The 26764-nt window shown below is 64.6% G+C and carries 28 protein-coding genes; 16 read left to right on the top strand and 12 right to left on the bottom strand.

Annotated elements, in window-relative coordinates; genetic code table 11:
* The first annotated feature begins 84 nt into the window (after positions 1 to 84).
* Positions 85 to 564: a sn-glycerol-3-phosphate transporter gene (locus AC1RL5_RS04110; RefSeq protein ID WP_072450566.1), complete on the top strand. Its 480-nt coding sequence runs from the start codon at positions 85 to 87 to the stop codon at positions 562 to 564.
* Positions 565 to 701: 137 nt separating this feature from the next.
* Positions 702 to 2192, top strand: coding sequence for an aldehyde dehydrogenase family protein (locus tag AC1RL5_RS04105; RefSeq protein WP_072450315.1), 1491 nt, complete (start codon positions 702 to 704; stop codon positions 2190 to 2192).
* 44 nt (positions 2193 to 2236) lie between these two features.
* On the opposite strand, the gene AC1RL5_RS04100 is transcribed toward AC1RL5_RS04105, so the two are convergent.
* The 3 genes from AC1RL5_RS04100 to AC1RL5_RS04090 all read right to left on the bottom strand — a co-directional run bounded on the left by AC1RL5_RS04100 (position 2237) and on the right by AC1RL5_RS04090 (position 3542).
* Entirely contained in the window at positions 2237 to 2707 is a 471-nt protein-coding gene (locus AC1RL5_RS04100; RefSeq protein ID WP_011061324.1) for a hypothetical protein, read from the bottom strand.
* Positions 2701 to 3156: a glucosaminidase domain-containing protein gene (locus AC1RL5_RS04095; RefSeq protein WP_015635634.1), complete on the bottom strand. Its 456-nt coding sequence runs from the start codon at positions 3154 to 3156 to the stop codon at positions 2701 to 2703. The genes AC1RL5_RS04100 and AC1RL5_RS04095 overlap by 7 nt, the downstream gene beginning before the upstream one ends.
* 143 nt (positions 3157 to 3299) lie before the next feature.
* Complete coding sequence (locus AC1RL5_RS04090) at positions 3300 to 3542, bottom strand: hypothetical protein (RefSeq protein WP_186452701.1); 243 nt, start codon at positions 3540 to 3542, stop codon at positions 3300 to 3302.
* On the opposite strand from AC1RL5_RS04090, the gene AC1RL5_RS04085 reads away from it, so the two are divergent.
* Positions 3541 to 3753 (top strand): FecR/PupR family sigma factor regulator, encoded by a 213-nt coding sequence (locus AC1RL5_RS04085; RefSeq protein WP_011061329.1) that lies wholly within the window; start codon positions 3541 to 3543, stop codon positions 3751 to 3753. The genes AC1RL5_RS04090 and AC1RL5_RS04085 overlap by 2 nt on opposite strands.
* A 12-nt stretch (positions 3754 to 3765) precedes the next feature.
* Here the strand turns inward: AC1RL5_RS04085 and AC1RL5_RS04080 are convergent, their stop codons facing one another.
* Complete coding sequence (locus tag AC1RL5_RS04080; protein ID WP_492588918.1) at positions 3766 to 4707, bottom strand: site-specific integrase; 942 nt, start codon at positions 4705 to 4707, stop codon at positions 3766 to 3768.
* A 462-nt stretch (positions 4708 to 5169) separates the two neighbouring features.
* Between AC1RL5_RS04080 and arnB the strand changes: the two genes are divergently transcribed.
* From arnB to AC1RL5_RS04025, 11 genes are all read left to right on the top strand, one after another.
* A complete protein-coding gene (gene arnB, locus AC1RL5_RS04075; protein WP_207239225.1) occupies positions 5170 to 6309 on the top strand; it encodes a UDP-4-amino-4-deoxy-L-arabinose aminotransferase in 1140 nt (379 codons plus the stop codon).
* A 5-nt stretch (positions 6310 to 6314) separates the two neighbouring features.
* Complete coding sequence (gene arnC / locus AC1RL5_RS04070) at positions 6315 to 7334, top strand: undecaprenyl-phosphate 4-deoxy-4-formamido-L-arabinose transferase (protein WP_011061332.1); 1020 nt, start codon at positions 6315 to 6317, stop codon at positions 7332 to 7334.
* Positions 7331 to 9337, top strand: a complete 2007-nt coding sequence (arnA, locus tag AC1RL5_RS04065) for a bifunctional UDP-4-amino-4-deoxy-L-arabinose formyltransferase/UDP-glucuronic acid oxidase ArnA (protein ID WP_011061333.1) — start codon at positions 7331 to 7333, stop codon at positions 9335 to 9337. The genes arnC and arnA overlap by 4 nt, the downstream gene beginning before the upstream one ends.
* Positions 9337 to 10221, top strand: a complete 885-nt coding sequence (arnD, locus tag AC1RL5_RS04060; RefSeq protein WP_492588920.1) for a 4-deoxy-4-formamido-L-arabinose-phosphoundecaprenol deformylase — start codon at positions 9337 to 9339, stop codon at positions 10219 to 10221. Before arnA ends, arnD begins: the two co-directional genes overlap by 1 nt.
* Positions 10218 to 11867, top strand: coding sequence for a lipid IV(A) 4-amino-4-deoxy-L-arabinosyltransferase (gene arnT / locus AC1RL5_RS04055; protein ID WP_123577845.1), 1650 nt, complete (start codon positions 10218 to 10220; stop codon positions 11865 to 11867). The genes arnD and arnT overlap by 4 nt, the downstream gene beginning before the upstream one ends.
* Positions 11864 to 12208, top strand: coding sequence for a 4-amino-4-deoxy-L-arabinose-phosphoundecaprenol flippase subunit ArnE (gene arnE / locus AC1RL5_RS04050; RefSeq protein ID WP_011061336.1), 345 nt, complete (start codon positions 11864 to 11866; stop codon positions 12206 to 12208). Before arnT ends, arnE begins: the two co-directional genes overlap by 4 nt.
* Entirely contained in the window at positions 12205 to 12618 is a 414-nt protein-coding gene (gene arnF, locus AC1RL5_RS04045) for a 4-amino-4-deoxy-L-arabinose-phosphoundecaprenol flippase subunit ArnF (protein WP_015635644.1), read from the top strand. Before arnE ends, arnF begins: the two co-directional genes overlap by 4 nt.
* Complete coding sequence (locus tag AC1RL5_RS04040) at positions 12615 to 13979, top strand: UDP-glucose dehydrogenase family protein (RefSeq protein WP_072450309.1); 1365 nt, start codon at positions 12615 to 12617, stop codon at positions 13977 to 13979. Before arnF ends, AC1RL5_RS04040 begins: the two co-directional genes overlap by 4 nt.
* Positions 13980 to 15605: an ArnT family glycosyltransferase gene (locus AC1RL5_RS04035; RefSeq protein WP_492588922.1), complete on the top strand. Its 1626-nt coding sequence runs from the start codon at positions 13980 to 13982 to the stop codon at positions 15603 to 15605.
* Between the two features lie 41 nt (positions 15606 to 15646).
* The gene (locus AC1RL5_RS04030) at positions 15647 to 16162 is read left to right on the top strand and encodes a GNAT family N-acetyltransferase (protein WP_072450307.1); all 516 of its coding nucleotides are present in this window, start codon (positions 15647 to 15649) and stop codon (positions 16160 to 16162) included.
* A 289-nt stretch (positions 16163 to 16451) separates the two neighbouring features.
* The gene (locus AC1RL5_RS04025; protein WP_053151700.1) at positions 16452 to 17156 is read left to right on the top strand and encodes an HPP family protein; all 705 of its coding nucleotides are present in this window, start codon (positions 16452 to 16454) and stop codon (positions 17154 to 17156) included.
* Between the two features lie 91 nt (positions 17157 to 17247).
* On the opposite strand, the gene AC1RL5_RS04020 is transcribed toward AC1RL5_RS04025, so the two are convergent.
* From AC1RL5_RS04020 to AC1RL5_RS03985, 8 genes are all read right to left on the bottom strand, one after another.
* Positions 17248 to 18111: a LysR family transcriptional regulator gene (locus AC1RL5_RS04020; protein ID WP_015635648.1), complete on the bottom strand. Its 864-nt coding sequence runs from the start codon at positions 18109 to 18111 to the stop codon at positions 17248 to 17250.
* Positions 18112 to 18170: 59 nt separating this feature from the next.
* Positions 18171 to 19205, bottom strand: coding sequence for an arginine N-succinyltransferase (gene astA / locus AC1RL5_RS04015; protein WP_207239229.1), 1035 nt, complete (start codon positions 19203 to 19205; stop codon positions 18171 to 18173).
* Positions 19202 to 20140 (bottom strand): citrulline utilization hydrolase CtlX, encoded by a 939-nt coding sequence (ctlX, locus tag AC1RL5_RS04010; RefSeq protein WP_011061343.1) that lies wholly within the window; start codon positions 20138 to 20140, stop codon positions 19202 to 19204. Before ctlX ends, astA begins: the two co-directional genes overlap by 4 nt.
* 257 nt (positions 20141 to 20397) lie before the next feature.
* A complete protein-coding gene (locus AC1RL5_RS04005; RefSeq protein ID WP_011061344.1) occupies positions 20398 to 20877 on the bottom strand; it encodes an Lrp/AsnC family transcriptional regulator in 480 nt (159 codons plus the stop codon).
* A gap of 12 nt (positions 20878 to 20889) precedes the next feature.
* Entirely contained in the window at positions 20890 to 21651 is a 762-nt protein-coding gene (locus AC1RL5_RS04000; RefSeq protein ID WP_015635651.1) for an ABC transporter ATP-binding protein, read from the bottom strand.
* A 64-nt stretch (positions 21652 to 21715) separates the two neighbouring features.
* On the bottom strand, positions 21716 to 22426 hold the full coding sequence (locus AC1RL5_RS03995; RefSeq protein WP_011061346.1) for an ABC transporter permease: 711 nt from the start codon (positions 22424 to 22426) through the stop codon (positions 21716 to 21718).
* Positions 22423 to 23148, bottom strand: a complete 726-nt coding sequence (locus tag AC1RL5_RS03990; protein WP_011061347.1) for an ABC transporter permease — start codon at positions 23146 to 23148, stop codon at positions 22423 to 22425. Before AC1RL5_RS03990 ends, AC1RL5_RS03995 begins: the two co-directional genes overlap by 4 nt.
* A gap of 72 nt (positions 23149 to 23220) precedes the next feature.
* Complete coding sequence (locus tag AC1RL5_RS03985) at positions 23221 to 24000, bottom strand: transporter substrate-binding domain-containing protein (protein WP_011061348.1); 780 nt, start codon at positions 23998 to 24000, stop codon at positions 23221 to 23223.
* A gap of 460 nt (positions 24001 to 24460) precedes the next feature.
* Between AC1RL5_RS03985 and AC1RL5_RS03980 the strand changes: the two genes are divergently transcribed.
* Positions 24461 to 25567 (top strand): enoyl-CoA hydratase/isomerase family protein, encoded by a 1107-nt coding sequence (locus tag AC1RL5_RS03980; RefSeq protein ID WP_492588924.1) that lies wholly within the window; start codon positions 24461 to 24463, stop codon positions 25565 to 25567.
* A gap of 4 nt (positions 25568 to 25571) precedes the next feature.
* Positions 25572 to 26723, top strand: a complete 1152-nt coding sequence (locus tag AC1RL5_RS03975; protein ID WP_011061350.1) for an acyl-CoA dehydrogenase family protein — start codon at positions 25572 to 25574, stop codon at positions 26721 to 26723.
* Positions 26724 to 26764 lie beyond the last annotated feature (41 nt).

Below are 26764 nucleotides of genomic sequence, written 5' to 3'. Positions count from 1 at the left end.
TTGATTTCCGAGGGGGCGCAACTGCCGCCATGGCAGGGAAAGCCCATGATCCCCATGCTTCAATCTCCGGCCATGCGCCTGCCAATGCCCAAGCACCGCACTCTGAAAGCCGCCGCTGCGGCCCTGTTGTTGCTGGGCGCGGCGGCCAGTGCCCAGGCCGACCAGCAACAGGACTTCTGGTACGTACAGACCAGCGTGTACACCAACCACTGGAGCAACGACCCCGACCACAACAACCACCAGGACCTGATCGGCCTGGAGCGCAACTACGCCGACGGTGAACTGTGGGGCGTGAGCACCTTTCGCAACTCCTTCTCCCAGCGTTCCTACTACGCCTATGTCGGCAAGGCCTGGGAAAATGCCGACTGGCCGGTTTACGCCAAGCTCAGTGGCGGCCTGATCCAGGGCTACAAGGGCGACTACAAGGACAAGATCCCGCTGAACCACTTTGGCGTGGCGCCGGTGCTGATCCCGGCCATCGGCACCCATTACGGCCCGGTGGGCGCAGAGCTGGTGGTGCTGGGGGCCGCGGCGGTGATGGTCAACGTCGGCTACCGCCTCTGAGCACCTGGCCCTCGCACAATCGTACAAGACGCCTCTGCACTCCCCTTCCTAGACTCCCCGCTGAATGACCACCGCGCCGCGGTGGCCCGGCGTTGCCATCGTTGCCAGTCCCGGCACACTTGGAAAGGGATCTTCCAATGCACGGTTTTCAACCCTGGAACCCGCAGTTCTATATCAACCCGCTGTACCTGCCGGCTTCCGGCGATGCCCCGCACCAGGTGTTCAACCCGGACACCCGCGAGCCCATCGGGCTCAACCCCAGCTGTACCAAGGACGATGTGCACACCGCGGTGGCGGCGGCCAACGTTGCCCACACCCTGTGGCGCCTGCTGGATACGGATCAGCGTCAGGCGCTGTTGCTGCAACTGGCGGACAGCATGGCCGCCGACAGTGAACTGAACCGGCAGATCATCCGGCAGATGACTCGGGAACTGGCGCTTTGCGTGGCCGAAGCCCGGGCCGAGCTGGATCACTGCGCAGCCGTGTTCCGCTATTACGGGGCACTGGCCGACAGCGATATTTCGGCCCCGAGCCCGAGCGGTGCAGCGCAGTGCCGGCTACGGTACGAACCCTATGGCGTCAGCGTGCATATCCTGCCGTTCGCCCTGGGCATTGCCCTGCTGGGGCGGACGTTGGCCGCGGCCCTGGCGGCCGGTAACAGTTGCCTGGTCAAGCCGGCGCAGAACGCCAGCCTGTCCACCCTGGCCTTCATGCAGCACTTCACTGGCCTGCCGGCGGGGCTGGTCTCATGCATTCCCGGGGACGCCGCCACTGGGCAATGGCTGCTGCAGTCCAGCGGCACCCATGCCGTAGCCTTCACCGGCAGTGTCGGCGCTGCCAGCGCGGTGGCGGTGACCTGCGCCGAACTGCTCAAGCCCTGTGCGATCGAGAGCACCGGCCGCGGCGCGATGATCGTTGCCCAGGATGCCGACGTCGCGCTCGCCGCCGCCTACGGAGCTCGCACCGCCTTCAGCCGCGGTGGCCAGAGTTGCCTGTCGATCCAGCATTTTTTCGTCGAGGCGCAGGTCCATGACCAGTTCGTCCGGCACTTCATCGAGCACACCCGCAACCCGGGCCACGACTCCAGCAGCGCTGTGCGGCCGCTGATCAGCCAGGCCGCACGACACAAAGTCCGGCGGCTGGTGCGTGACGCCCTGGCCAAGGGCGCCGCACTGCTGGCCGGAGAACAGGCACTCGAAAACCCGCTGCCCGGCAGCCTGCAACCGCCGGTGATCCTCACCGAGATCGACGACGACATGGTCATCACCCAGGAAGAGTGCCTGGGCCCGGTGGCGGTCATCCGACGGGTGAGTGACCTTGGCGCAGCCGCGCAACTGGCCAACGATTGCCCGGCAAGCTTTGAGGTGACCCTGTTCAGCAAAGATCCGGCGCACGCGGTGCAGTTGGCCCAACGCTTACTGAGCGCTCGGGTGCGGATCAACCCGCCGCCCGTGCCGAACCACCCCGACAGCGAGCACCACTGGACCCTGTCGCAATTGGCCGGCGACCTGTCTCCCAGGGCCCTGGATGCTTTCCGGCGGCCCAAACGCCTATTGCTCGGTGCTGCAGCGGCGCCGGCCACGCAGCAGGCGCCGGTGCAAGCCTTTGCCGCAGGGCTGCCCGAGTGATGAGCCAGAGGTTGGAAGAGCACGCGGCGACGGTGCTCCTAGGCTTATTGTTGGTCTTCGCAGCCCAGGCCCTCGCGCTGGCTTTTTTCATCCGCCAGGCTCTTGCCGGTACGGGCCATCACCCGCCGCTGCAAGGCTCGCAGCTCGGCGCCATCAAGGCGCTTGCAGCTGTTGATTTCCCAGGTATCGCCCGTGTTCAGGCTGACCGAGAACAGGCCCCAGTACTCGGTGGCCCCGGCCTTGGGGTCGTTGTAGCCGAGGCTGAAGTCGTAGTACCCGGGATGGGGCGGCTTGCCGTTTTCGTCCTGCAGGTCGCCGTCGATGAACACCCCGGGGCGCTGCAACTGATAGTCCTGGTGCTTGAGGGCCACCCGCAGGACCTGCTCCGCCTGTTCGCGGGTCAGGCCGCTGTCCTTGATCCGGGCCGGCTGCAGGCTATCGGTGGCACAGGCCACCAGTGTGGTGCAGGCCAGGGACAGGCCAAGCACCCAGGAAGGACTCTTGAGTTTCAGCACGCCATGCGCCCTCTGACCGCAATGATGATGTCCGCCAGGTAGCGGGCGAAGCCATCCCGGCCGCCGGTCTTGGCGTTGCCGGTGTTGTAGCCGCTGCGTACCAGCGCCTGGGCGAATGCCATGGGGTCACGCTGGCCACGTACTGCCGTGCCAAAGCTCGAAGCAAAGGACTGGGCGGACTTCTGGAAGGAGTCGAACTTGGCCACCTTGATGCTGGCGTTGCCCAAGGGCGCCTCGGCGCCGATCTGCAGGGGGGCCGGTGCGTGCATGGAAAAGTAGTTGTTCAGTTCCCGGGCAATGCGCCCGGTGCCGTACTGGCTTTCCTGGGCGGCCAGGCCCAGCAGGTTTTCCACTGGCAGGTCCAACTGGTCGGCAATCGGCTGGCACACCGCCTTGTACTTGCTGACAAAGGTCACGGCACTGATGTTGTTGCAGAGTCTGGCGCTCACGTTTGTTCCCTCGGTTGACCGGTCAATTCCATTTACTGCGGTTTTCGCCGCGTGATTATAAAGCAACCCGGGGCCCACGCTGTCGAGTGCGTCACAGGCTCAAGACAGACGCGTTGACCGGCTACCGCGAGAACCTCCGGGCATCACGGGAATTCACCATGAATTTGACGATTTTTTCTTGTTTGCCGCTCTACATTGCGCGCAGTTTTCATTTGCAAATGATTCCTATTGTTCGAGCTGCCCGACGGCTCGATTCTTCCGGCTTGATGCATCCAAAGAAGGATGCTGCCCTTGATCATGGTCAGGCGCGGCAATCGCTCCGATACTTCAGCCATGCCGCTGTACAGCGTGGCTACCGGCTCCACCTTGAACAAGGAATGAACCATGACTGATTCTGCCAGCCAAGCAGAGGAATACCTGATGATGCAGGCCGCGCACTGGTGCATGCGCCTGCGCGAGGCCGATTGCAGCCTGGCCGAGCGCCGGGCATTCGAGGACTGGCTGCAGAGCGACCCGAGCCATGCCTTCGAGTACGCGAAGATGCTGGAAGCCTGGGACCTCACCGGGCAGTTGTCGCCCACCCTGCCCTCGCTCTGACCCTGCCACGGCCTACAGATCGAAGCGGTCGATGGCCCGGCGCCGTTCGTTGTCATCGCGCAGGTCATAGCTGGCGGTGGTCTGGATGTTGCTGTGGTGAGCCAGTTTCTGCGCCAGCGACAGGTCGTGTTCCTCGATCACCCGGGTGATGAACGAGCGCCGGAAATCATGGGGCATGATCCGCGCGCCAACCTCGGCACCGCGTTGCCGGGCAATGTAGTAGATGGCGTGCTTGGTGATGCGCTCGCGAGTGATGTGCCCGCCCCGGCGGATTCGGTTGAACAGGAACGGGTCGTCTACCTGGCCCACGGGCAGATGCCGGCGGCGCAGCTCCAGCCAGGCCTGCAGCTTGTCGAAAGCCCAGGTGGGTGCGTACTTGACCAACTGACGATTGCCCTTGGCCAGGACCTGCAGGCTGCGCTCGATGAAATCCACCTGGGCCAGGTCCAGGTTGACCGACTCGGACTTGCGCATGCCCGAGCCATAGAGCAGCGCAATCAACGCTGCATCGCGCACGCCCTGGGGGCGCGGGTCGGAAGCGCACACGGCCATCAGTTCGTGGATCAGGCCGCGCTTGAGGTTGCGCCCGCGGGCCAGGCGCGTGCCGCTGATGGCCTTGACCGAACGCATCTTCAGCAGGTGGTCCTGGCTGATCAGGCTGGCACGCCACGCCTCGTTCATCACCCCACGAAGGGCATTGACGTACAGCGATGAGGTATTGGGCGCATAGCCGTCTTCGCGCAAGGTGGCCACCAGGGCCGTGACATGCTCAGGTTGCAGCAGGTGCCAGGGGATTTCTTCCAGGTTCTGTTCGGCGTAGCCCAGGCGGTCGGCGGCGTCCTGCAGCACATAACGCAGGGTCGACTGGCTGGAGGGGGCCAGGCGCTTCAGGTACAGGCTCAAGGGGTTGGGCGCGTCAAGACCGGCGGCGCGGTCATGGCCCGGCGGGCTCATGGATGCTCCGCTGGGCAAGGTTGTACCGGGCAGCGCCTTGGCGAGGTGAAAAAAACACTCCCGCAGGCCCATTCGATACCCATTGAAAGCTGGTTACAAAAGCCGCCAGGGCTGCGCACTTCGATAACTTTGGAAACAAACTGAACACTAGCTGTCTGGCTCGCAGAAAAACGGACTTTTACCTTATTTTTCATATTCGTTTCACAATTTTCGGCTTAATCTCAGCCCCCGACAGACCACCGTCCGAGTGCAGTTTGTTCTCAGGTTGTAAAGATAACACCTTGATCCGCCTTTACTTTTCACAAACCTATTCTTTACTGATTCGTTGCATGGAATGCCCTGTTGGTTCAATAACTGGATGCGCCTTGATGACTGCAAGACCTCCCCGCTTTCCATGAACTGTCCGTTCACCCGCAGCAACCCGTATTCCAGTAATTCGCATTGTGTAAACCCGAGGTAACCATGAACCAGGCTTTCCTTCCTTTCTCGCGCCCGAGTATTGGCGAAGAAGAGATTGCTGCAGTGGAGCAGGTTCTGCGCTCCGGCTGGATCACCACCGGCCCGAAAAACCAGGAACTGGAACAGCAGTTCGCCGAACGCGTCGGCGCCCGCCACGCCGTGGCACTGTCCTCCGCCACCGGCGCCATGCACGTCACCCTGCTGGCCCTGGGCATCGGCCCCGGGGATGAAGTGATCACCCCGTCGCAGACCTGGGTCTCCACCGCCAACATGATCTGCCTGCTGGGCGCCACTCCGGTGTTCGTCGATGTCGACCCCGACACCCTGATGAGCGACGCCGCCACCATCGAAGCCGCCATCACCCCGCGGACCAAGGCGATCATCCCGGTGCACTACGCCGGCGCAGCCTTCGACCTCGACCCGCTCTATGCCCTGGCCGACAAGCACGGCATCGCGGTGATCGAAGACGCCGCCCACGCCGCCGGTACCACCTACCGCGGCCGCGCCATCGGCGCCCGTGGCACGGCGATCTTTTCCTTCCACGCGATCAAGAACATGACGTGCGCCGAAGGCGCGATGTTCGTCAGCGATGACGAAGCCCTGGCCAACCGCGTGCGCATGCTCAAGTTCCACGGCCTGGGAGTGGACGCCTACGACCGCCTGACCCATGGCCGCAAGCCACAGGCCCAGGTCATCGAGCCCGGCTTCAAGTACAACCTGGCGGACATGAACGCCGCCATTGCCCTGGTGCAACTGCAACGCCTGGACGAGATCAACGCCAAGCGTGAAGTGCTGGCCAAGGCCTACCTGCAGCGCCTGGAAGGCTTGCCGGTACAGCCCCTGCTCCTGCCCCAGTACCCGCAGCAGCATGCCTGGCACCTGTTCATCCTGCGCATCGACGCCGAACGCTGCGGCCTGGACCGCGAAGCCTTCATGAAAGGCCTGCAGGAACAGGGTATCGGCACCGGTATCCACTTCATTGCGACGCACCTGCATACCTATTACCGACAGCGTTTCCCTGAAGTGCAACTGCCCCATACCGAATGGAATTCGGCGCGGCTATGCTCGATTCCACTGTTTCCGGACATGACCCTCGACGATGTCGAGCGGGTGACCGGTGCCATTGCAAACCTTTTGGACTGAAGCCTTTGAAACCTTATCCGATTCAGTTCGTGTCGATCGTGATCCCGGTCTACAACGAAGAACAGAGCCTCCCCGAGCTGTTGCGGCGCACCGAAGCGGCCTGCCGCCAGCTCAAGCACGAGTTTGAAATCGTCCTGGTGGACGACGGCAGCCGCGACGAGTCGGCAAACATCCTGCAAGCTGCCGCCGAGCGCGAAGACAGCCCGGTAGTGGCGGTGATCCTCAACCGCAACTACGGCCAGCATGCGGCGATCATGGCCGGCTTCGAGCAGTGCCGTGGCGATGTGGTGATCACCCTCGACGCCGACCTGCAGAACCCGCCCGAGGAAATTCCGCGCCTGGTGGCTCAGGCCGAACTGGGCTACGACGTGGTCGGCACCGTGCGCAACAACCGGCAGGACTCGGCGTTCCGCCGCTGGCCCTCGAAGCTGATCAACCTGGCCGTGCAGCGTTCAACCGGGGTCGCCATGAGCGACTACGGCTGCATGCTGCGGGCCTATCGCCGGACCATCATCGACGCGATGCTGGCCTGCACCGAGCGCAGCACCTTCATCCCGATCCTGGCCAACAGCTTTGCCCGGCACACCACCGAGGTGCTGGTGGAGCACGCCGAGCGCGAGCACGGCGACTCCAAGTACAGCCCGATGCGCCTGATCAACCTGATGTTCGACTTGATCACCTGCATGACCACCACGCCCCTGCGGCTGTTGAGCATCATCGGTTTCGGCATGGCCGGCCTCGGCGCGCTGTTTGCCCTGATGCTGATCGTGCTGCGCCTGATCTTCGGCGCCACCTGGGCCGGCGACGGCACCTTCGTGCTGTTCGCGGTGCTGTTCGTGTTCACCGGTGGCCAGTTCATCGGCATGGGTCTTTTGGGTGAATACCTGGGACGCATGTACAGCGACGTGCGGGCCCGCCCGCGTTTCTTCATCGAAAAAGTCTTGCGCAGCCAGCCTGCGGCCCCGGCCCCTGCTGTGACTGTCGACGGTTTAACTTCCACTCATACTGATCAGGTTTCGCCATGAGCAATAAAGCTGTTGTCTTCGCCTACCACGATATTGGCTGTGCTGGCATCGAAGCCCTGCTCAACGCAGGTTACGAGATCGCCGCCGTGTTCACCCATGCCGACGACCCCAAGGAAAACACCTTCTACGGCTCGGTGGCCCAGCTCTGCGCCCGCAAGGGCATTGCCGTGCATGCCCCGGAAGATGCCAACCACCCGCTGTGGATCGAGCGCATCGCCAAGCTCAACCCCGACTACCTGTTCTCCTTCTATTACCGCAACCTGCTGAGCGAGCCGCTGCTGGCCACTGCCAGCAAGGGCGCGTTCAACCTGCACGGCTCGCTGCTGCCGCGCTACCGTGGCCGCGCACCGGCCAACTGGGTGCTGGTCAAGGGCGAAACCGAAACCGGCGTGACCCTGCACCGCATGGTCAAGCGTGCCGATGCCGGCGCCATCATTGCCCAGGAACGTGTGGCCATCGAGCGCAGCGACACCGCGCTGAGCCTGCACCACAAACTGCGTGACGCCGCCGCCAGCCTGCTGCGCGACACCCTGCCGGCACTGGCCCAGGGCAAGATCACCGAAACCGCCCAGGACGAGTCCAAGGCCAGCTACTTCGGTCGTCGCACCGCGGCGGACGGCAAGATCGACTGGCAGCGCCCGGCCGAAGAGCTGTTCAACCTGGTGCGCGCCGTGACTCAACCCTACCCGGGCGCCTTCTGCGCCGTGGGCGAGCACAAGCTGATCGTCTGGAGCGCCGAAGTCGCCAAGGGCAACGAAGGCCAGGCCCCGGGCCGGGTCATCAGCGTCGACCCGCTGCGCATCGCCTGTGGCCAGGACTCCCTGGTGATCACCTCCGGCCAGCGCAACGCCAACGGCCTGTTCCTGGGTGGCCCGCAACTGGCCAACGAACTGGGCCTGGTGGACGGTTCCCTGCTGCGCGGCGCCGAGTCGGGGCGCAAGCCACGTCGCACCCGCGTACTGATCCTGGGCGTCAACGGCTTTATCGGTAACCACCTGTCCGAGCGCCTGTTGCGTGACGACAAGTACGACGTCTACGGCCTGGACATCGGCTCCGACGCCATCGAGCGCCTGCGCAGCCATCCGAACTTCCACTTCGTCGAAGGCGATATCAGCATTCACTCCGAGTGGATCGAATATCACATCAAGAAGTGCGACGTGGTCCTGCCTCTGGTGGCCATCGCCACCCCGATCGAATACACCCGCAACCCGCTGCGCGTGTTCGAGCTGGACTTCGAAGAGAACCTCAAGCTGGTTCGCTACTGCGTCAAGTACAACAAGCGCGTGATCTTCCCGTCGACTTCGGAAGTCTATGGCATGTGCCAGGACAAGAACTTCGACGAAGACACCTCCAACCTGATCGTCGGCCCGATCAACAAGCAGCGCTGGATCTACTCGGTCTCCAAGCAGCTGCTGGACCGGGTGATCTGGGCCTACGGCGCCAAGGGCCTGAACTTCACCCTGTTCCGCCCCTTCAACTGGATGGGCCCGCGCCTGGACCGCCTGGACTCGGCACGCATCGGCAGCTCCCGGGCCATCACCCAACTGATCCTCAACCTGGTGGAAGGCACCCCGATCCGTCTGTTCGACGGTGGCGAGCAGAAGCGCTGCTTCACCGACATCGCCGACGGCATCGAAGCCCTGGCACGCATCGTCGACAACGAAAACGACTGCTGCAACGGCCAGATCATCAACATCGGCAACCCGGACAACGAAGCCAGCATCCGTCAGTTGGGCGAAGAGCTGCTGCGCCAGTTCGAAGCTCACCCGCTGCGCGGCAACTTCCCGCCGTTCGCCGGTTTCCGCGATGTGGAGAGCAAGGCGTTCTACGGTGCCGGCTACCAGGACGTGGAACACCGCAAGCCAAGCATCGACAACGCCAAGCGCCTGCTGAACTGGGAGCCGACCGTGGAAATGAGCGAAACCATCGGCAATACCCTGGACTTCTTCCTGCGTGAAGCGATGCTGGAAATCGCCGACCGCGCCAAGCAAGAAGCACGCTGATGCAGGCAGGTCTGCGCATTGATGTCGATACCTACCGCGGCACCCGGGAGGGGGTGCCACGGCTGCTCGAATCGCTGGACGAAGCCGGGGTCAAGGCCACCTTCTTCTTCAGCGTCGGGCCGGACAACATGGGGCGCCACCTGTGGCGCCTGATCCGTCCGCAGTTCCTCTGGAAAATGCTGCGGTCCAATGCCGCGGGCCTGTACGGCTGGGACATTCTCCTGGCCGGCACGGCCTGGCCGGGTAAACCCATTGGCCGGGACCTGGGGCACTTGATGCGCCAGACCCTGGCCGCCGGTCATGAAGTCGGCCTGCACGCCTGGGATCACCACGGCTGGCAGGCCAATACCGGGCGCTGGAGCCAGGCACAGCTGATCGAGCAGATCCGCCGTGGCGTCGACAGCCTCAACGATATTCTCGGGCAAGCGGTGAGCTGCTCGGCGTCCGCCGGTTGGCGCGCCGACGAACGCGTCATCGAAGCCAAGCAACAATTCGACTTTCGCTACAACAGCGATTGCCGCGGCCAGAGCCTGTTCCTGCCACGCCTGGCGGACGGCAGCCTGGGCGCCCCGCAGATTCCGGTGGACCTGCCGACCTTCGACGAAGTGGTCGGGCCGGTGGTGGCCGCCAAGGATTTCAACAGTTACATCCTCGACCGGTTCAGCCCGGACAAACTCAACGTCTATACCGTGCATGCAGAAGTAGAAGGGATTCTCATGGCCAACGATTTCCGCCAGCTGCTGGCCAGCGCCAGGCAGCGCGACATCCACTTCCAACCCCTGGGTGACATGCTCCCGGCGGATCTGGCCAGCCTGCCCGCGGGCAAGGTGGTGCGCGGTGCGCTGGAAGGACGTGAAGGCTGGCTGGGAGTGCAAGGCGCATGACCAGACGTTGGGCTCTGCCGTTGCTGCTGATCGCGTTCGGCCTGTTCTACCTGCTGCCCCTGGCCACCCACGGCCTGTGGATTCCCGATGAAACCCGCTACGCGCAGATCAGCCAGGAAATGCTCCTGACCGGCAAATGGGCGTCGCCGCACTTCATGGGCATCCGCTATTTTGAGAAACCGGTGGCCGGCTACTGGATGATCGCCATCGGCCAGGCGCTGTTTGGCGACAACCTGTTCGGCGTGCGCGTGGCCTCGGCCCTGAGCACCGGCCTGAGCGTGGTCCTGGCCTACCTGCTGGCCCGGCGCCTGTGGAACGATCCGCGCAAGAGCCTGGCCAGCGCCCTGCTCTACATGAGCTTTACCGTGGTCGCGCTGCAGGCCGGCTACGCCAACCTCGATCCGCAATTCACTTTCTGGGTCAACCTGAGTCTGGTGGCGCTGTGGTTCACCTTCGACTGCCGGACAACCCGCGGCCAGGTGCTGGCCTGGGTGGCGCTGGGCCTGGCCTGCGGCATGGGCTTCATGACCAAGGGTTTTCTGGCCTGGCTGCTGCCGGTGCTGGTGGCCCTGCCCTACGCCATCTGGCAGAAGCGCCTGCGCTCGCTGCTGATCTATGGCGGCATCGGTGTGCTGGTGGCCATTCTCATCAGCCTGCCCTGGGCCCTGGCGGTGCACTCCCAGGAACCGGACTACTGGCGTTTCTTCTTCTGGCACGAGCACATCCGCCGTTTTGCCGGTGATGATGCCCAGCACGCCTCGCCGTGGTGGTACTACCTGCCGTTGCTGGTGGGGTTCAGCGTGCCCTGGGTGCTGCTGCTGCCGGCCGGCCTGAAGCAGGCCTGGCAACAGCGGCGCCAGAACAGCAGCGGCTTCCTGCTGCTGTGGCTGGTGCTGCCCCTGGCCTTCTTCAGCCTGAGCAAGGGCAAGCTGCCGGCCTATATCCTGCCGTGCCTGTTGCCCCTGGCGTTGTTGATGGGCAACACCCTGGTGGACCGCCTGGCTGCCGGCAAGACCCGGCTGCTGGCATTCAACGGCGTGCTCAACCTGGTGGCCGGCCTGCTGGGGCTGCTGGCCCTGGTGTACTTCCAGATGAAAAAGCCGGTGTATGTGGACGAGCCGCAGCACCTGGTGCTGGTGTATGTGTTGCTGTTGGGCTGGATCCTCAGCAACCTGCTGCAAGCCATGCGCCCCCTGACCCTGTGGGCGGCGCCGGCCCTGGGCAGCTTCCTGCTGGTGGCCCTAGCCCCGGCAGCGCTGCCCAACTCGGTGGTCTACAACAAGATCCCCGACCAGTTCATCATCGATCACGTGGCCGAGCTGGGCCAGGCCAAGGCCCTGCTGAGCAACGACCTGGGAGCTGCCTCCGCCCTGGCCTGGCGCCTGCGTCGCCCCGACGTGACCCTGTACAACACCGAAGGCGAAGTGAAATACGGCCTGGGCTACGAAGACGCTGCCGCGCGCAAAATCGACCTCAATCAGGTCCAGCCGTGGATCGCCGAGGCCCGCAAGCAGGGCTCGATCGGCGTGGTGATGCGGGTCAAGAGCAGCGACGAGGAACATGAAGTCGAGCTGCTGCCCAAGGATGCCAAGCGCTACGAGCAAGGCAACATCGTGATCTTCATCATTCCCCAGAGCCAGCCATGAGCCTGCTGCTTTTGTTGCTGGCCTGCGGGCTGACCTGCCTGGGCCAGGTGGCGCAGAAGTTCGCCGTGGAAAGCTGGCGCGGCCAGCCTTCCAGCGCCCTGCAGAAACTGCGCTCGGGCTGGCTGTGGCTGGCTCTGTTCAGCCTCGGCCTGGGCCTGCTGGTGTGGCTCCTGGTGCTGCAACGCATGGAGGTGGGCGTGGCCTACCCGATGCTCAGCCTGAACTTCGTCTTCATCACCCTGATTGCCCACTTCGTATTCCGTGAGCACATCGACCGGCGCCACTGGTTCGGCGTGGCCCTGGTGATCGGCGGCGTGCTGCTGTTGAGTCGCCACGCATGAGCCGGGCCAAGGGGTTTGCCTTCGCCCTGGGCAGCGTGGCCCTGGTCAGCGGCGCCCAGCTGGGCATGCGCTGGAGCATGACCCGCCTGCCCGCTCCGGATCAGTGGTTGCCGGCGTTGAGTGCCGGCAGCGTCGACCTGGCCGCCCTGGCGGTGGTGGCCGCGGCCATCGCCGCCTATGCGCTGTCGATGCTCTGCTGGCTGCTGGCCTTGCGCGACCTGCCGCTGGGCCGGGCCTATTCGCTGCTCAGCATCAGCTACGCCCTGGTCTACCTGCTGGCCGCCAGCCTGCCGTTGTTCAACGAACCTTTCACGCTTTCCAAAACCCTCGGGGTGGCCCTGGTCATCCTCGGGGTCATCACCATCAACTCTCGATCTGCACCCGCGACAAGTCCCAGGAATACCCCATGAAAATCAGTGTATTTGGAAGTGGTTACGTCGGCCTCGTACAGGCTGCCGTGTTGGCTGAAGTCGGCCACGATGTCATCTGCATGGACATCGACGAGCAAAAGGTCAAACAGCTGCAACAGGGACACGTGAGCATCTTCGAGCCGGGGCTGGCCAGCCTGGTCAAGGAAAACCTCGAAGCCAAGCGCCTGCACTTCACCCACGATGAAAAACTCGCGGTGCAGCATGGCCAGGTGCTGTTCATCGCCGTGGGCACGCCCTCCAGCGAAGACGGTTCGGCGGACCTGCGCTACGTGCTGTCAGTGGGCGACGCGGTGGCCCGCCACCGTGAGCAGCCGGTAATCCTGGTGGAAAAATCCACCGTACCAGTGGGCACGGGCGACACCTTGAAGGCCCACATCGAGAAGGTCCTGGATGGCCGTGCGCTGCAATTCGATATCGTCTCCAACCCGGAATTCCTCAAGGAAGGCTCGGCGGTCACCGACTGCCGCCGGCCGGACCGGATCATCATCGGCTGCGAGCGCGAAGAAGTGCGCGATGTGATGCGCGACCTGTACGCACCGTTCAACCGCAACCATGACCGCATCATGTTCATGGACCTGCGCAGTGCCGAGCTGACCAAGTACGCCGCCAACTGCATGCTGGCGACCAAGATCAGCTTCATCAACCAGATCGCCGAGCTGGCCGAGCACCTGGGGGCCGACATCGAAGCGGTGCGCCTGGGCATCGGCGCCGACACTCGCATTGGCTACCACTTCATCTACCCGGGCTGCGGTTATGGCGGCTCGTGCTTCCCCAAGGACATGCGTGCGCTGATCCACAGTGCCCAGCAAGCCCACTGCTCCAGCGACCTGTTGCAAGCCGTGGAAGCCATCAACGAGCGGCAGAAGCACAAGCTGTTCGAACGCATCAATGCGTTCTACAAGGGCGACCTCAAAGGCAAGACCTTTGCCCTGTGGGGCCTGGCATTCAAGCCCAACACCGACGACATGCGCGACGCCCCGAGCCGGGTGCTGCTCGATGCGCTGTTCGCCGCCGGTGCCCAGGTGCGGGCCTTCGACCCGGAAGCCATGCAGGAAACCCAGCGCCTGTACCCGGACGAGTCGCGCCTGATGCTCATGGGCACCCCGGAATCGGTACTGGTGGGCGCCGACGCCCTGGTCATCTGCACCGAGTGGCAGCAGTTCAAGGCACCGGATTTCGACCTGATCCAGCAGCGTCTCAAGGCGCCGGTGATCTTCGACGGGCGCAACCTGTACGACGCCGAGCGCCTGGCGCGCAACGGCTTCACCTACTTCCCGATTGGCCGCGGTGAATCGCGCAACCTGCCGATCCCCCACCAGCAGTGGTCTGCTGAGGCCTGAATGAACACCAGTCACTCCTCCCCTTCGAACACTCTTCTTTGGCAATCGTTGGGGCTGGGGTTGCTGGCCCTGCTGCTGTTCTGCGTCGGCGCCGACCACCAGTCGGCGATCGGCTTCGATTCGCGCTTCGTGCTGTTTGCCAAGGAAATGCTGCGCCACGGGCCGGGGTTCTTCCCCACCACCTACGGCCAACCCTACGCCGACTACTCCAGCGCCTCGACCCTGCTGGTCTGGCTGTTCTCCCTGCCAGGGGGGCAAGTCACCAGCCTTACCGCCTGGTTGCCCACGGCCATCGCCTCGGCCTTGATCGTCAGCCTGATCTATCGCCTGTTGGCGCCCTATTCCCGCACCTGGGCCCTGCTCAGCGTTGCCCTGCTGTTGCTCAGCAACACCTTTATCAGTGAAACCCGCGCCGTGTCCCTGGACCAGATGCTGGCTGCGGTGTCCCTGGCCGTGTTCTACCTGGGCTACGCCCATGACCATTTCGGTACCCGTCGGCGCCTGGGCTGGATCTTCCTCCTGCTGGTGCTGGGCTTTGCCATTCGCGGGCCCATCGGCCTGGTGATTCCCACCGGCATGCTGTGCAGCTACTACCTGCTCAATGGCCAGTGGCGGCGGCTGTTCAGCGTCGGTTTCAGCGCCCTGGCGCTGCTGGTGGCCTGCGTCGGCCTACTGCTGTGGCTGGCCAAGCTCAGTGGCGGCCAGGCCTTCGTCGACGATGTGATCCGCATGCAGTTCATGGGGCGCATGGACGGCAGCGAAGGCTCCAGCGATGTCTTCTATTACTTCACCAGTTCCCTGGGCAACTACGCCCTGGCCTACCCCCTGGCGATCCTGGCGTGGCTGGCCGTGCTGCTGACCCGCGCCACGGAACAGGGCCCGGGCCTGAAACTGTTGCGCCTGTGCACCGCGGCCGGGTTGATCGTGATGATCGGCCTGTCGATTCCCCAGGCGAAAAAGGCCCGCTACCTGCTGCCGATGCTGCCCATGGCGGCGATCATTGCCGCCTATCCGTTCCAGGCCGGCCGCGGACGGCTGCTGGCCTGGCTGCGCGGGGCGATCCAGGGCCTGTGGCTGCTGCTGCCGGGGCTGCTGATCATCGGCTTGCTGGTGCTGCGGCGCAAATTCCCCGAGCAGCTCGACTCGTTGACGCCGATGCTGCTGGTGCTCGGCCTGTTGCAGCTGTTGTCCCTGGGGCTGCTGTTCAAGCGCCAGTGGCGCGCCGTGGGCCTGGCCTACAGCGCAGTGCTGGCAGTCTGGGCCTGCTACATCGGAGTCTTCGAGCCGGTGGAGCACCGTCTCTATGACACGCGCACCTTCAGCCACAGCGCCATGCAACTGATCGAGGCCGACCCGGCACCGGTGGTCCTGCACCGCATGGGCAAGGATGCCAAGGCCATCAAGTTCATGGTCAACCTGGACCGGGATCTGCAACCGCAGTTCACCGAAAGCCCAGACGCCCTGGCTCAGGTACCCGGCCCGGCCTGGGTCATCCTCGATCAGAGCGACCTGGCCAGCCTGCAAGGCACGCCACTGGCGGCACTTGAACCAATGCTGAGCGGGCGTTTCGACAAGAACGACTTCGTCCTCCTGCACCTGCCCGGGCCAACCGCCGCGCAACCCTGAAAGCGTTGCACGGCCCCTGCCCGCTGCCTACACTCGCGCCCATGACTATTGAGATCCGCCGGGCGCGGGTGACCGACGCCGACTTTCTTCCCGCCATTGAAACCTGCGCTGCCGAACTGTTTCGCTCCGATGCGCAACTGGCCTGGCTGGCAGACGCCGCAGTGGCCGACGCACCGAGCCACCGCGCCAATATCCAGCGCCACCCGGTCTGGGTGGCGGTGACGGCGGATGACACCCCTTGCGCCTTTCTCAACGCCGAAGCCTGCGACCGGGAACTGCACGTGTGGGAGATTTCCGTCGCCCGCGGCCACCAGGGCCAGGGCATCGGCAAGCGCCTGTTGCAGGCGGCGCGGCAATACGCTCTGGAGCAGCAGCTTGAAGCCCTGACCCTGAGCACCTTTCGCGAACTGCCCTGGAACGAACCCTTCTACCAGCGCCAGGGCTTTGTCACCCTCGAACAGGCGCAACTGGGCCCACGGCTGTGCCAGGTGCTGGCCGATGAAGCCCGGTACGGCCTGCCCGCGGCGCGCCGCTGCGCCATGCGCCTTACGCTGTAGAAACCGGTGAGGAATCGGCTGTCTTCGCGGGCTTCCCAGCGAAGGCGTCCGCCAGGGCTACACCACACTCAAGGGCCTCTTCGCCGGCAAGCCGGCTCCTACAGGGGCTGTCGTATTTAAGTGCAAAATAAATGCACTGAAGCAGCATTATTATGAATTTGTCAGGCGCTAGATTCCTCGGCACACTGTGCCGGTTCCTCCCCCAAATGTTGGAACGTTCAAGGGCTTTCTGGTCATCCAGGCAAGCCCTTCTTTTTGCCTGTCGTTCTGGATTGGAAAGCGTTTACCGATGTTCGCCCGCTGGAAACCCGCCGCCATCAATACCCGCCCACTGGAATGGAGCCGCGCCGCCATCGGCATGGCCCTGGGCACCCTGTTCAGTGTCTGGCTCTGTGCCCAGGTCTTCGGCATGCCGGTGGCCCTGCACCTGATCGGCCCTCTGGGCGCGTCGGCGGTGCTGCTGTTCGCGGTGTCTTCAGGCGCCCTGGCCCAGCCCTGGTCGATTCTTGGCGGCTACCTCTGTGCCGCCGTCATGGCCTTGGCGGTGGCCCATGTACTGGGCCGTACCTTGGGCAGTGCCTGCCTGGCGGCGGGCATGGCCCTGGTGCTGATGTGCTGGTTGCGCTGCCTGCACCCGCCGGCCGGCGCCCTGGCCCTGACCCTGGTACTGGCGGACCCGGCCAGCGTGGCCCTGGACTGGTACGAGCTGGGGCCGGTGATGCTGGCCGCCGCCAGCCTGTTGCTCAGCGCCCTGGCCTACAACAACCTGACGCGCACCCGTTACCCCAAGGGCCCCAGCGAAGCTCCGGCGCTCCTGCCAGCAACCGCTGCCGGCGACAGCCTGGCGATCACGGCCCAGGACCTGAAACTGGCCCTGGCGGAGATGGAGGAGTTCTTCGACGTCACCCCCGAAGACCTCGAACAGCTGATTCATGCCAGCGAGGCCCACGCCCGGCGCCGCAGCATCGGCCAGGTGCTCGCCTCACGCCGCTGACAGCCAGCGCCAGGAGCCGGCTTGCCCGCCAAGGCGCCCTCAAGGACAACCCATCACTCAAGGGCCTCCTCGCCTGCCAGGTTGCCGGGTTTCAGACCATCGGCGACCAGCGCTGGGACCAGTCGGTGTCGCTTTCTATCACTTCCCGCAGTACCGCGAACGCCTGTTGCAGCTCTGGGGTATCGCGCTCGCGGGCGTACAGCAGGTAGGTGGGGAAGTTGAACTCCGGGGCTTTTTCCACCCGCTCCAGCACACCGCTGTCCAGGTAGCTCTGCACCACCCGTGTGCGGAAATAGCCGCTGCCACCGGCATCGAGGATGAACTGCAGGGCCAGCGGCCCGAGGTTGAAGCCCACTGCCGCCTTGGCCTGCGCAGGTAGCGCGGCGTCGTGCTGGCGGCGAAAGTCCTCGCCCCAATCGATGTACACATAGGGCTCGGGGCGCCCCGCCAAGCGCACCTGGATCAGTTTTTCCTCCAGTAACTGCTCCACCTGCAAGCCCGGCGAGTACAGCGGCTGGAACACCAGCGCGGCGTCCAGCACGCCCAGCTCCAGTTGCCGCTGCAAGCTGGCGCCTTCGCCGATCTGAGTGCGCACGGCGTGGTTGGGCAACGCCTGGCGCAGGCGCCGCACCCAGTTGAGCATCAGCGGGTTGCACAGGCTCAGCTCGCCGCCGATGTGCAGCACATTGCGGTAGCCGGCCAGCAGCGGCAGGTCGCGCTGGGCTGCTTCCCAGGTCTGCACCAGTTGGTTGGCGTAGCTGATGAAGGCCTCGCCGTCGGCGGTGGGCCGGGCGCCGGCGCGGTTGCGCACCAGCAGCTTGCAGTTGAGCTGGCCTTCCAGGTTCTGCACCCTGGCGCTGATGGCGGTCTGGGTCAGGTGCAGGCGCTCGGCAGCAGCGATCAGGCTGCCGCTGCGGACGATTTCCAGGAAGGTGCGGGCCAGATCGATGTCCATGGTGCCTCGCCGGCAGAAAATTCGAGCGCCATTGTAGCGGCGCTCGCGCCACGACGCTTCTAGGCTGCGGACATTTGCCACGCCGGCACCGCCAGGCTCACCGCCCGCACCGAGGCCCCGGCCGGCAACCCCAGGGCCCGGGCACTGTCACGGCTGACAATCAGGGTGCCGGCGGCGACCCGCGCCGCCGCCACGCTGATCCGGCAGTCGGCGAACTGGCGGTTGTGGACCAGGTAGGGCTGGGCCTGCTCCCCCGGGGTGCCGATGCTCAGTTGCAGCACCTGGCTGTCGCGCACTGCGCGGATGTCGCCGGTGGCGCATTCGATCAGGGGCCCGCCGTCGAAGATGTCGATGTAGTCCTTGAAGGCAAAACCTTCGGCCTTGAGCATGCCCAGGGCCGGTTCGGTATTGGGGTGCACCCGGCCGATCACTGCCCGTGCCGGCTCCGGCAGCAGGCAGGTGGGCAAGGGAAACTTGGGCATCAGCTCGGCGATGAAGGTCTTGTTGCCAAGGCCGGTGAGGTAGTCGGCGTCGGCGAAATCCATCTTGAAAAAGTGCCGGCCCAGGCCCTCCCAGAACGGCGACACACCCTGCTCGTCGGAATAGCCACGCATCTCGGCGATCACCTTGTCGCCGAAAAGCTCGCGGAACTCGGCCAGGAACAGGAAGCGCGCCTTGGACAGCAGGCGCCCGTTGAGCCCCTGGCGGTGGTCGGCATGCAGGAACAGCGAGCACAGTTCCGAATGGCCGGTCATGTCGTTGCCCAGGAACAGGGTCGGCAGTTGCTGGTTGATCCCCAGGTTTTTCGAGGCCGCGACAAACAGCCCGACCCGATAGTTGTACCAGGGCTCGCGCAGGCCCACGGCGCCGGCCAGGGCGCAGATGCCGACCACCTCGCCCTGCGCGCTTTGCAGCACGAACAGGTAGTCGGCATCGGCCCGCGAGGCCTGGCCGGCGAAGGTCTGCTCGGCCCATTGCAGGCGTGACCGCAGGCGCCCGGCGTCGGCGGGCAAGGTGGTCAGGCCGGCACCGGCACTGTGGGCCAGGGCCAGCAGCGCCGGCAAATCGGCCAGGGTGGCGGGACGGACGATCATCGCGAGAGCTCCAGCTGAGGTTGACGTTCGGGCAGGTAGATTTCCGCCAGCATGCAGCGGGCGCTGCCGCCGCCGATGCGTTCAATGGTGTCGATGTTCACCGGCACCGGCTGCACATGGCGCTCGATCAGCCGGCGCTGCTCGGCATCCAGGGAGCGCCAGGCACTGCGGGACATCACCAGCAGCGGCTCGCCGGCACTGTTGTGGACTTCCAGCATATTGCCGGCGAAGGATTCCAGCTGGGCCCAGGTCAAGGGCAGCAGCTGTTTGCCGCTGCTTTCCAGGCGCTGGCGCAGGGCCGCCCGCTCCTGTGCATCGTCCAGGGCCAGCAGGCAGGCCACCGCCAGCTGGCTGCCGACGCTCATCATCACGTTGGTGTGATAGATCGGCTCACCCTGGCGGTCCCGGGCATGAAAGGCACACAGCTCATAACCCAGGTGCGCCACCAGCTGGTCCAGGGCCCGGGCATGGGTGCGGGTCGAGTAGCCGGCGTAGCAGATGCGCTGCTGGCGATCCAGGACCATGCTGCCGGTGCCTTCGAGGAACAGTTCCTCCTGCTCCAGGGAGGTGAGATCCAGGGTGCGGTTCACCTGGTACTGCTCGTGCAGGTGCGCCAGTACCCCCTTGTAGCGCTCCAGGCGGCGGTTGCGGCCCTGCATCGGGTACAGCACCAGGGTGCCGTCGGGGTGGCTGCTCCAGCAGTTGTTGGGAAAGATCGAATCCGGGGTATGGGGGGCGGCGCCGTCTTCGTGGACCAGCACCCGGACCCCATGCTCGCGCAGCGTCGCGACGTAGCCGTCGAACTCCTGCAGGGCCTTGGCCTGCACGTCTTCGGCGGCACCGGGCGGGCGCTGGAAATGGTTGTTGCCGGCAGTGTCCTGGTTGAACGAAAAACGCGTGGGGCGAATCATCAAAACGCTATGGGTAGTCTGCATGGGGCACGCAATCAATGAGGTTTCAGAGGGGCCCATTGTGTTTTTTTGTCGGGACAAAACCCGGCTGAACGGCGGGCCTGCACGGCAGGAAATGGCTGAAAGCACGGGTTGCCCCAGCCGATTTCGCACCTCCTGAAAACATCGATATGCGACCTGCAGGAGCAGGCTTGCCAGCGAAGGCGATCTTGCGAGCGGTGCAAGGCTTGCGGGCCTGTTCGCCGGCAAGCCGGCTCCTGCGGCGGGGGGCGTACAGGGGGTTATTCCATGCCGGTCTTGACCATCGCCAGTTCAGGGTGGCTGACCAGTTTGTCGATGTGCAGATCCGGGTCGTCGAACCAGACTTCGGTCAGCACCCGGTAGTGCTCCATGTCCCGGCAGCGCATGCGCAGGCTGTAGTCGAAGGCGCCGCTGATCAGCCGGCATTCCAGCACCTGGGGGCAGGCGCGGACCTTGGCCTCGAAGGCTTTCTGCGCCGCCCGCCCGCTCTGGTTGGACAAGGCCACCAGCACCAGCAGCGACAGCCCCGGGGTGAGTTTCTTTTCGTCGAGGATGGCCCCGTAGCCACGGATGACCCCGAGCTGCTCCAGCTTGCGCACCCGTTCCAGGCACGGCCTGGGGGTCAGGTGCACGCGCTCGGAGAGTTTCTGGTAGGTGATGCGCCCTTCGTGGCGCAGAACCTCGATGATCGCCTGGTCGATTCGATCAAGCACGATCGACAGGTCGCGGATGTCCGCCATGGATGTCTTCCCTCACTTCAAACGGCCGGATAGAAACTGCTGCAAACGTTCACTCTGCGGCTGGTCGAGAATCGCCGGGCTACCCTGCTCCTCGACCCGCCCTTGATGCAAGAACAACACCTGGCTCGACACTTGTCGGGCAAAGCTCATTTCATGGGTGACCATGAGCATGGTCCGCCCTTCTTCGGCCAGGGCCTGGATCACCTTCAGCACCTCCCCCACCAGTTCCGGGTCCAGCGCCGAGGTCGGCTCGTCGAACAGCAGGATCTGCGGCTCCACCGCCAGGGCCCGGGCGATCGCCACCCGCTGTTGCTGGCCACCGGACAGGAACGCCGGGTACTGCTCGGCCACCCGTTGCGCCAAGCCCACCTTGTCCAGGTAGGCCCGGGCACTGGCTTCGGCCTCCTTGCGGCCAATGCCCAGCACCCGGCACGGCGCCAGCATGATGTTCTCCAGCACGCTGAGGTGGCTCCACAGGTTGAAGTGCTGGAACACCATGGCCAGGCGCGTGCGCAGGCGCTGCAACTGGGCCGGGCTGGCCACCTGCATGCCGCCTGGGGCATCGCGGGTGACAATCGCCTCGCCGTCCAGGGCAATGGCCCCGGCATCGGCCCGCTCCAGGAAGTTGATGCAGCGCAGCATGGTGCTCTTGCCCGAGCCACTGGCGCCGATCATGCTCACCACGTCTCCGGCCCGGGCCTTCAACGAGACGCCCTTGAGCACCTCGTTGTCACCAAAACGCTTGTAGAGATTTTCAACGGTCAATTTGTACATCGCAGACTCCTGGAACTCCGCCGCTGGCAGCAAGGTTCTGGATAGGAAAAAGAGGAAAGGAGCGTCAGTGAGCCGGGCCGAGGAAGCTCAGCCAGCGCCGCTCCGCCAGGCGGAAGGCCGCCACCAGGCCGAAGGACAGCCCCAGGTACAACAGGCCGGCGATGCCGAAGGCCTGGAAGGTCATGAAGGTGGCGGCATTGGCGTCCCGGGCCACCTTGAGGATGTCCGGGATGGTGGCGGTGAAGGCCACCGAGGTGGCGTGCAGCATGAGGATCACCTCGTTGCTGTAGTACGGCAGCGCCCGGCGCAGGGCCGAAGGCAGGATCAGCCGCCAGTACAGGCGCCAGCCGCTCAGGCCATAGGCGTGGGCTGCCTCGATCTCGCCATAGGGAATGCTGCGGATGGCCCCGGCGAAGATCTCCACGGTGTAGGCGCAGGTGTTCAGGGTGAAGGCCAGCAAGGTGCAGTTCATGGCATCGCGGAAGAAAGCTTCGAGCAACGGCTGCTGGCGTATCGCGGCGATGCCGTACAGGCCGCTGTAGCAGATCAGCAGCTGGATGTACAAAGGCGTGCCGCGAAACACATAGGTGAACAACTGCACCGGCCAGCGCAGCAGCGCCCAGTGCGAGGTGCGCAGAATGGCCAGGGGCAGCGACAGGACAAACCCCATGGCCAGGCTGGCCACCAGCAGCCACAGGGTCATGGCCAGCCCGGTAAGGCTCTCGCCGTCAGTGAACAGAAACGGCCGCCAGTATTCCTGGATCAGTTCGATCATCGCGACAGCCCTCGCACGCCCTGGTTGTAGTGCCGTTCCAGGCGCCGCAGCAGCTGGTTCGAAGCGCTGGTGATCAGCAGGTACAGGGCCGCCGCCAGGAGCAGGAAATCCAGCATGTTGAAGGTGCTCTTGCCGGCTTCCTGGGCCACCTTGACCAGGTCGGTGAGGCCGATGATCGACACCAGCGCCGTAGCCTTGAGCAGCACCAGCCAGTTATTGCCCAGGCTCGGCAAGGCGAAGCGCATCATCTGCGGGAACACCACGTGGCGAAAGCGCTGCATGCGGCTCAGGCCGAAGGCCGCCGCGGCTTCCTGCTGGCCCCGGGGCACGCTAAGGATTGCCCCGCGAAAGGTCTCGGTGAAATAGGCGCCGTAGATGAAGCCCAGGGTCACGATCCCGGCCACGAAGGGGTCGATCTCCATATAGGGCCAGTCCAGCAGTTCGGTCAGGGCCGTGAGCCAGCCCTGCAGGCTGTAGAAGATCAGCAGCATCAGCACCAGGTCCGGTACGCCGCGGATCAAGGTGGTGTAGCAGGTCGCCGGGATCTGCAGCAGGCGCAGCGGCGAAAGCTTGGCCGCCGCCCCCAGCAGCCCCAGGAGCATGCTCACCAGCAGCGCCAGGGCGGAGAGTTTCAGGGTCATCCAGGCGCCGTGCAGCAACAGCGGCCCATAGCCTTGCAGGACCTCGAGGTCCAGGCCCAACAGAGTCAGAAAGGTATTCACGCCAATCACCTTGCTCGGGCCACGGCCGGGCCCGGGATACTGGGTAACAGTCCCGGGGCCCGCCGTGGGCGATCAGTTGTTGTAGAGGTCGAGGTCGCCGAAGTACTTGCGCTGGATCTGGGCGTAGATGCCCTTCTCATGCAGCGCCTGGATGGCGCCATTGAGCATGGCCTTGAGCTCGTCCTGGTCCTTGCGCAGGCCAATGGCGATCTCCGACGGCACCAGAGGGTCGCTGATGCCGACGCTGTTCTCGAAGTCGGCGCCCTGGGGTGATGCGAGGAAACTCATCTGCGCTTGCAGCTTGTCCTGGATCGAGGCGTCCAGCCGGCCGTAGACCAGGTCGGCATAGACCTGGTCCTGGTTCTGGTAGGCCCGCAGCTTGACCCCCGCCGGGCCCAGCTTGGCCCTGGCGTAGGTTTCCTGGACGGTGCCCTGCATGTAGCCCAGGGTCTTGCCCTTCAGCGATTCGCCGGTGGGTTCGAGGCCCGAGCCCTTGCGCGTGACGATGGCCGTGGGGCCGGCGTACAGCCGGTCGCTGAAGTCGATCTGCTTGCGCCGCGCATCGGTAACGGTCATGGAGGACTCGATGGCGTCGAACTTGCCGGCCTTGAGTGCCGGGATCAGGCCGTCGAAGTCGTTGCTGACCCACACGCACTTGAGCTTGAGCTCGGCGCAGATGGCGTTACCCAGGTCGACACCGAAGCCCTGCACGCCGCCGCCTGCCGTGGTGGATTCAAAGGGCGGATAGCTCGGGTTGACGCCAAAGCGCAGTTCTTTCCATTCCTTGGCGCTGGCGCCCATGGAAACGCACGCAATTGCCAGTAACGGCACAGCCAGCCAGTGTTTAGTCATCTTCAGAGTCCCGGATTATTTGGATTTATAGCGGCCCGGCAGCAATGCCAGGCCCCACTTGTGACAGGGGCAGAGAGTGGATGCGGGGTCGCCGCAGTCGGGTTCTTGTTGTTATTGGCCGGGTTTGGCGCGCAGAGCCGAACCCGTTCCTGGTTGCCGCGGTCTACGCTGCAACGGAGCGCCAGAATGCCAACTGCCGAAGTGGCCCAGGTGTCGTAAGGGGCGTCTGAAACAGCCGGGATCGGCTGATCACGGCTATTTCACAGCCGATTCTGTCGTCAAGGCTCTACACCTTGGTCCAGAGCGGTTGCGCAAGGCCAGGGCGTGTTTTTTTGTCATGCAAAAATGCACAGTCGACCTGCAGCTTTCCGGGTTGTAATTGGCAAATTTGCACTGCTACGATCCGCCGATGCTCGCGCGCGAGCCTCATATAAAAAACAATAAAAGCAGGGAGTTAGTGATGACTGCTCAGGTTTCATCCCAGGCGAGCCAGGCCTGCGACGCCACCCCGGACGAAGTGTTGGTCGAGGTGCGCAACCACATCGGCTACCTGACCCTAAACCGCCCCGCCGGCCTCAACGCCATCACCCTGTCGATGGTCCGCACCTTGCAGCAGCACCTGGACCACTGGGCCCAGGATCCGTTGATCCACGCCGTCGTCCTGCGTGGCGCGGGGGACAAGGCTTTCTGCGCCGGCGGCGATATCCGCTCGCTGTACGACAGCTACCACAGCGGCGACAGCCTGCACCAGGACTTCTTCGTCGAGGAATATGCCCTTGACCTGACCATCCACCACTACCGCAAGCCGGTGCTGGCGCTGATGGACGGTTTTGTCCTGGGTGGCGGCATGGGCCTGGTGCAAGGCGCCGACCTGCGGGTAGTCACCGAGCGCAGCCGCCTGGCGATGCCGGAGGTGGCCATCGGTTACTTCCCGGATGTTGGCGGCAGTTACTTCCTGTCGCGCATACCCGGCGAGCTGGGGATCTATCTCGGAGTCAGCGGCGTGCAGATCCGCGCCGCCGATGCCCTGTACTGCGGCCTGGCCGACTGGCACCTGGACAGCAGCAAACTGGACCTGCTGAACCAGCGCCTGGACCGCCTGCACTGGAGCGACTCGCCCCTCAAGGACCTGCAAGGCCTGCTGGCCAGGCTCGCGGTGCAGACCCTGCCCGATGCGCCCCTGCAAGCCTTGCGCCCGGTCATCGACCACTTCTTCGCCCAGGCGGACCTACCCAGCATCGTCGAGCAACTGCGTACCGTCACCGTTGCCGACAGCCATGAATGGGCGCGCAGCACCGCCGACCTGCTGGAAACCCGTTCTCCCCTGGCCATGGCCGTGACCCTGGAAATGCTGCGCCACGGCCGCCAGTTGAGCCTGGAACAATGCTTCGCCCTGGAACTGCACCTGGACCGGCAGTGGTTCGAGCGTGGCGACCTGATGGAAGGCGTACGCGCCCTGATCATCGACAAAGACAAGACTCCGCACTGGAATCCGCCCACCCTGGCGGCCCTCGACGCCGATCGGGTGGCGAGCTTCTTCAGCGGTTTTGACGGCAGCGGGAGCTGAACTCATGCACGACATTGAACTGACCGAAGAGCAAGTGATGATCCGCGACATGGCCCGGGACTTCGCCCGAGGCGAGATCGCCCCCCATGCCCAGGCCTGGGAAAAGGCCGGCTGGATCGACGATGGCCTGGTGCGCAAGATGGGCGAACTGGGCCTGCTGGGCATGGTGGTTCCCGAGGAATGGGGCGGCAGTTACCTGGACTACGTGGCCTATGCCCTGGCAGTGGAAGAAATCGCCGCCGGCGACGGCGCCACCGGTGCCCTGATGAGCATCCACAACTCGGTGGGCTGCGGGCCGATCCTCAACTACGGCAGCCAGGAACAAAAGCAGCAATGGCTGCCGCGCCTGGCCGCTGGCGAAGCCATCGGCTGCTTCTGCCTGACCGAACCCCAGGCCGGCTCCGAAGCCCACAACCTGCGCACCCGCGCCGAACTGCGGGACGGCCAGTGGGTAATCAACGGCGCCAAGCAGTTCGTCAGCAACGGCAAGCGCGCCCAGCTAGCCATCGTTTTTGCAGTGACCGACCCGGAACTGGGCAAGAAAGGCCTGTCGGCGTTCCTGGTGCCCACCGACACCCCGGGCTTCATCGTCGACCGCACCGAACACAAGATGGGCATCCGCGCCTCCGACACCTGCGCCGTGACCCTCAACCAATGCACCATCCCCGAGGCCAACCTGCTGGGTGAACGGGGCAAGGGCCTGGCCATCGCCCTGTCCAACCTCGAAGGCGGGCGCATCGGCATCGCGGCCCAGGCCCTGGGCATCGCCCGCGCCGCCTTTGAAGCCGCCCTGGCCTACGCCCGGGAGCGGGTGCAGTTCGACAAGCCGATCATCGAACACCAGAGCATCGCCAACCTGCTGGCCGACATGCACACCCGCCTGAATGCCGCCCGCCTGCTGATCCTCCACGCTGCGCGCCTGCGCAGCGCGGGCCAGCCGTGCCTGTCGGAGGCTTCCCAGGCCAAGCTGTTCGCCTCGGAAATGGCCGAGAAGGTCTGCTCCTCGGCCATGCAGATCCATGGTGGTTATGGGTATCTGGAGGACTATCCGGTGGAGCGCTACTACCGCGATGCGCGGATTACCCAGATCTACGAAGGCTCCAGCGAAATCCAGCGCCTGCTGATTGCCCGCGAGCTCAAGCATTACCAGCTGTAGACATCAGCACCGGCCATAAAAAATCGCAGCCTGAGCTGCGA

The sequence above is a fragment of the Pseudomonas sp. GW822-FHT06D10 genome, from assembly GCF_058799535.1.
This window is presented reverse-complemented; position numbering and strand designations above follow the sequence as displayed.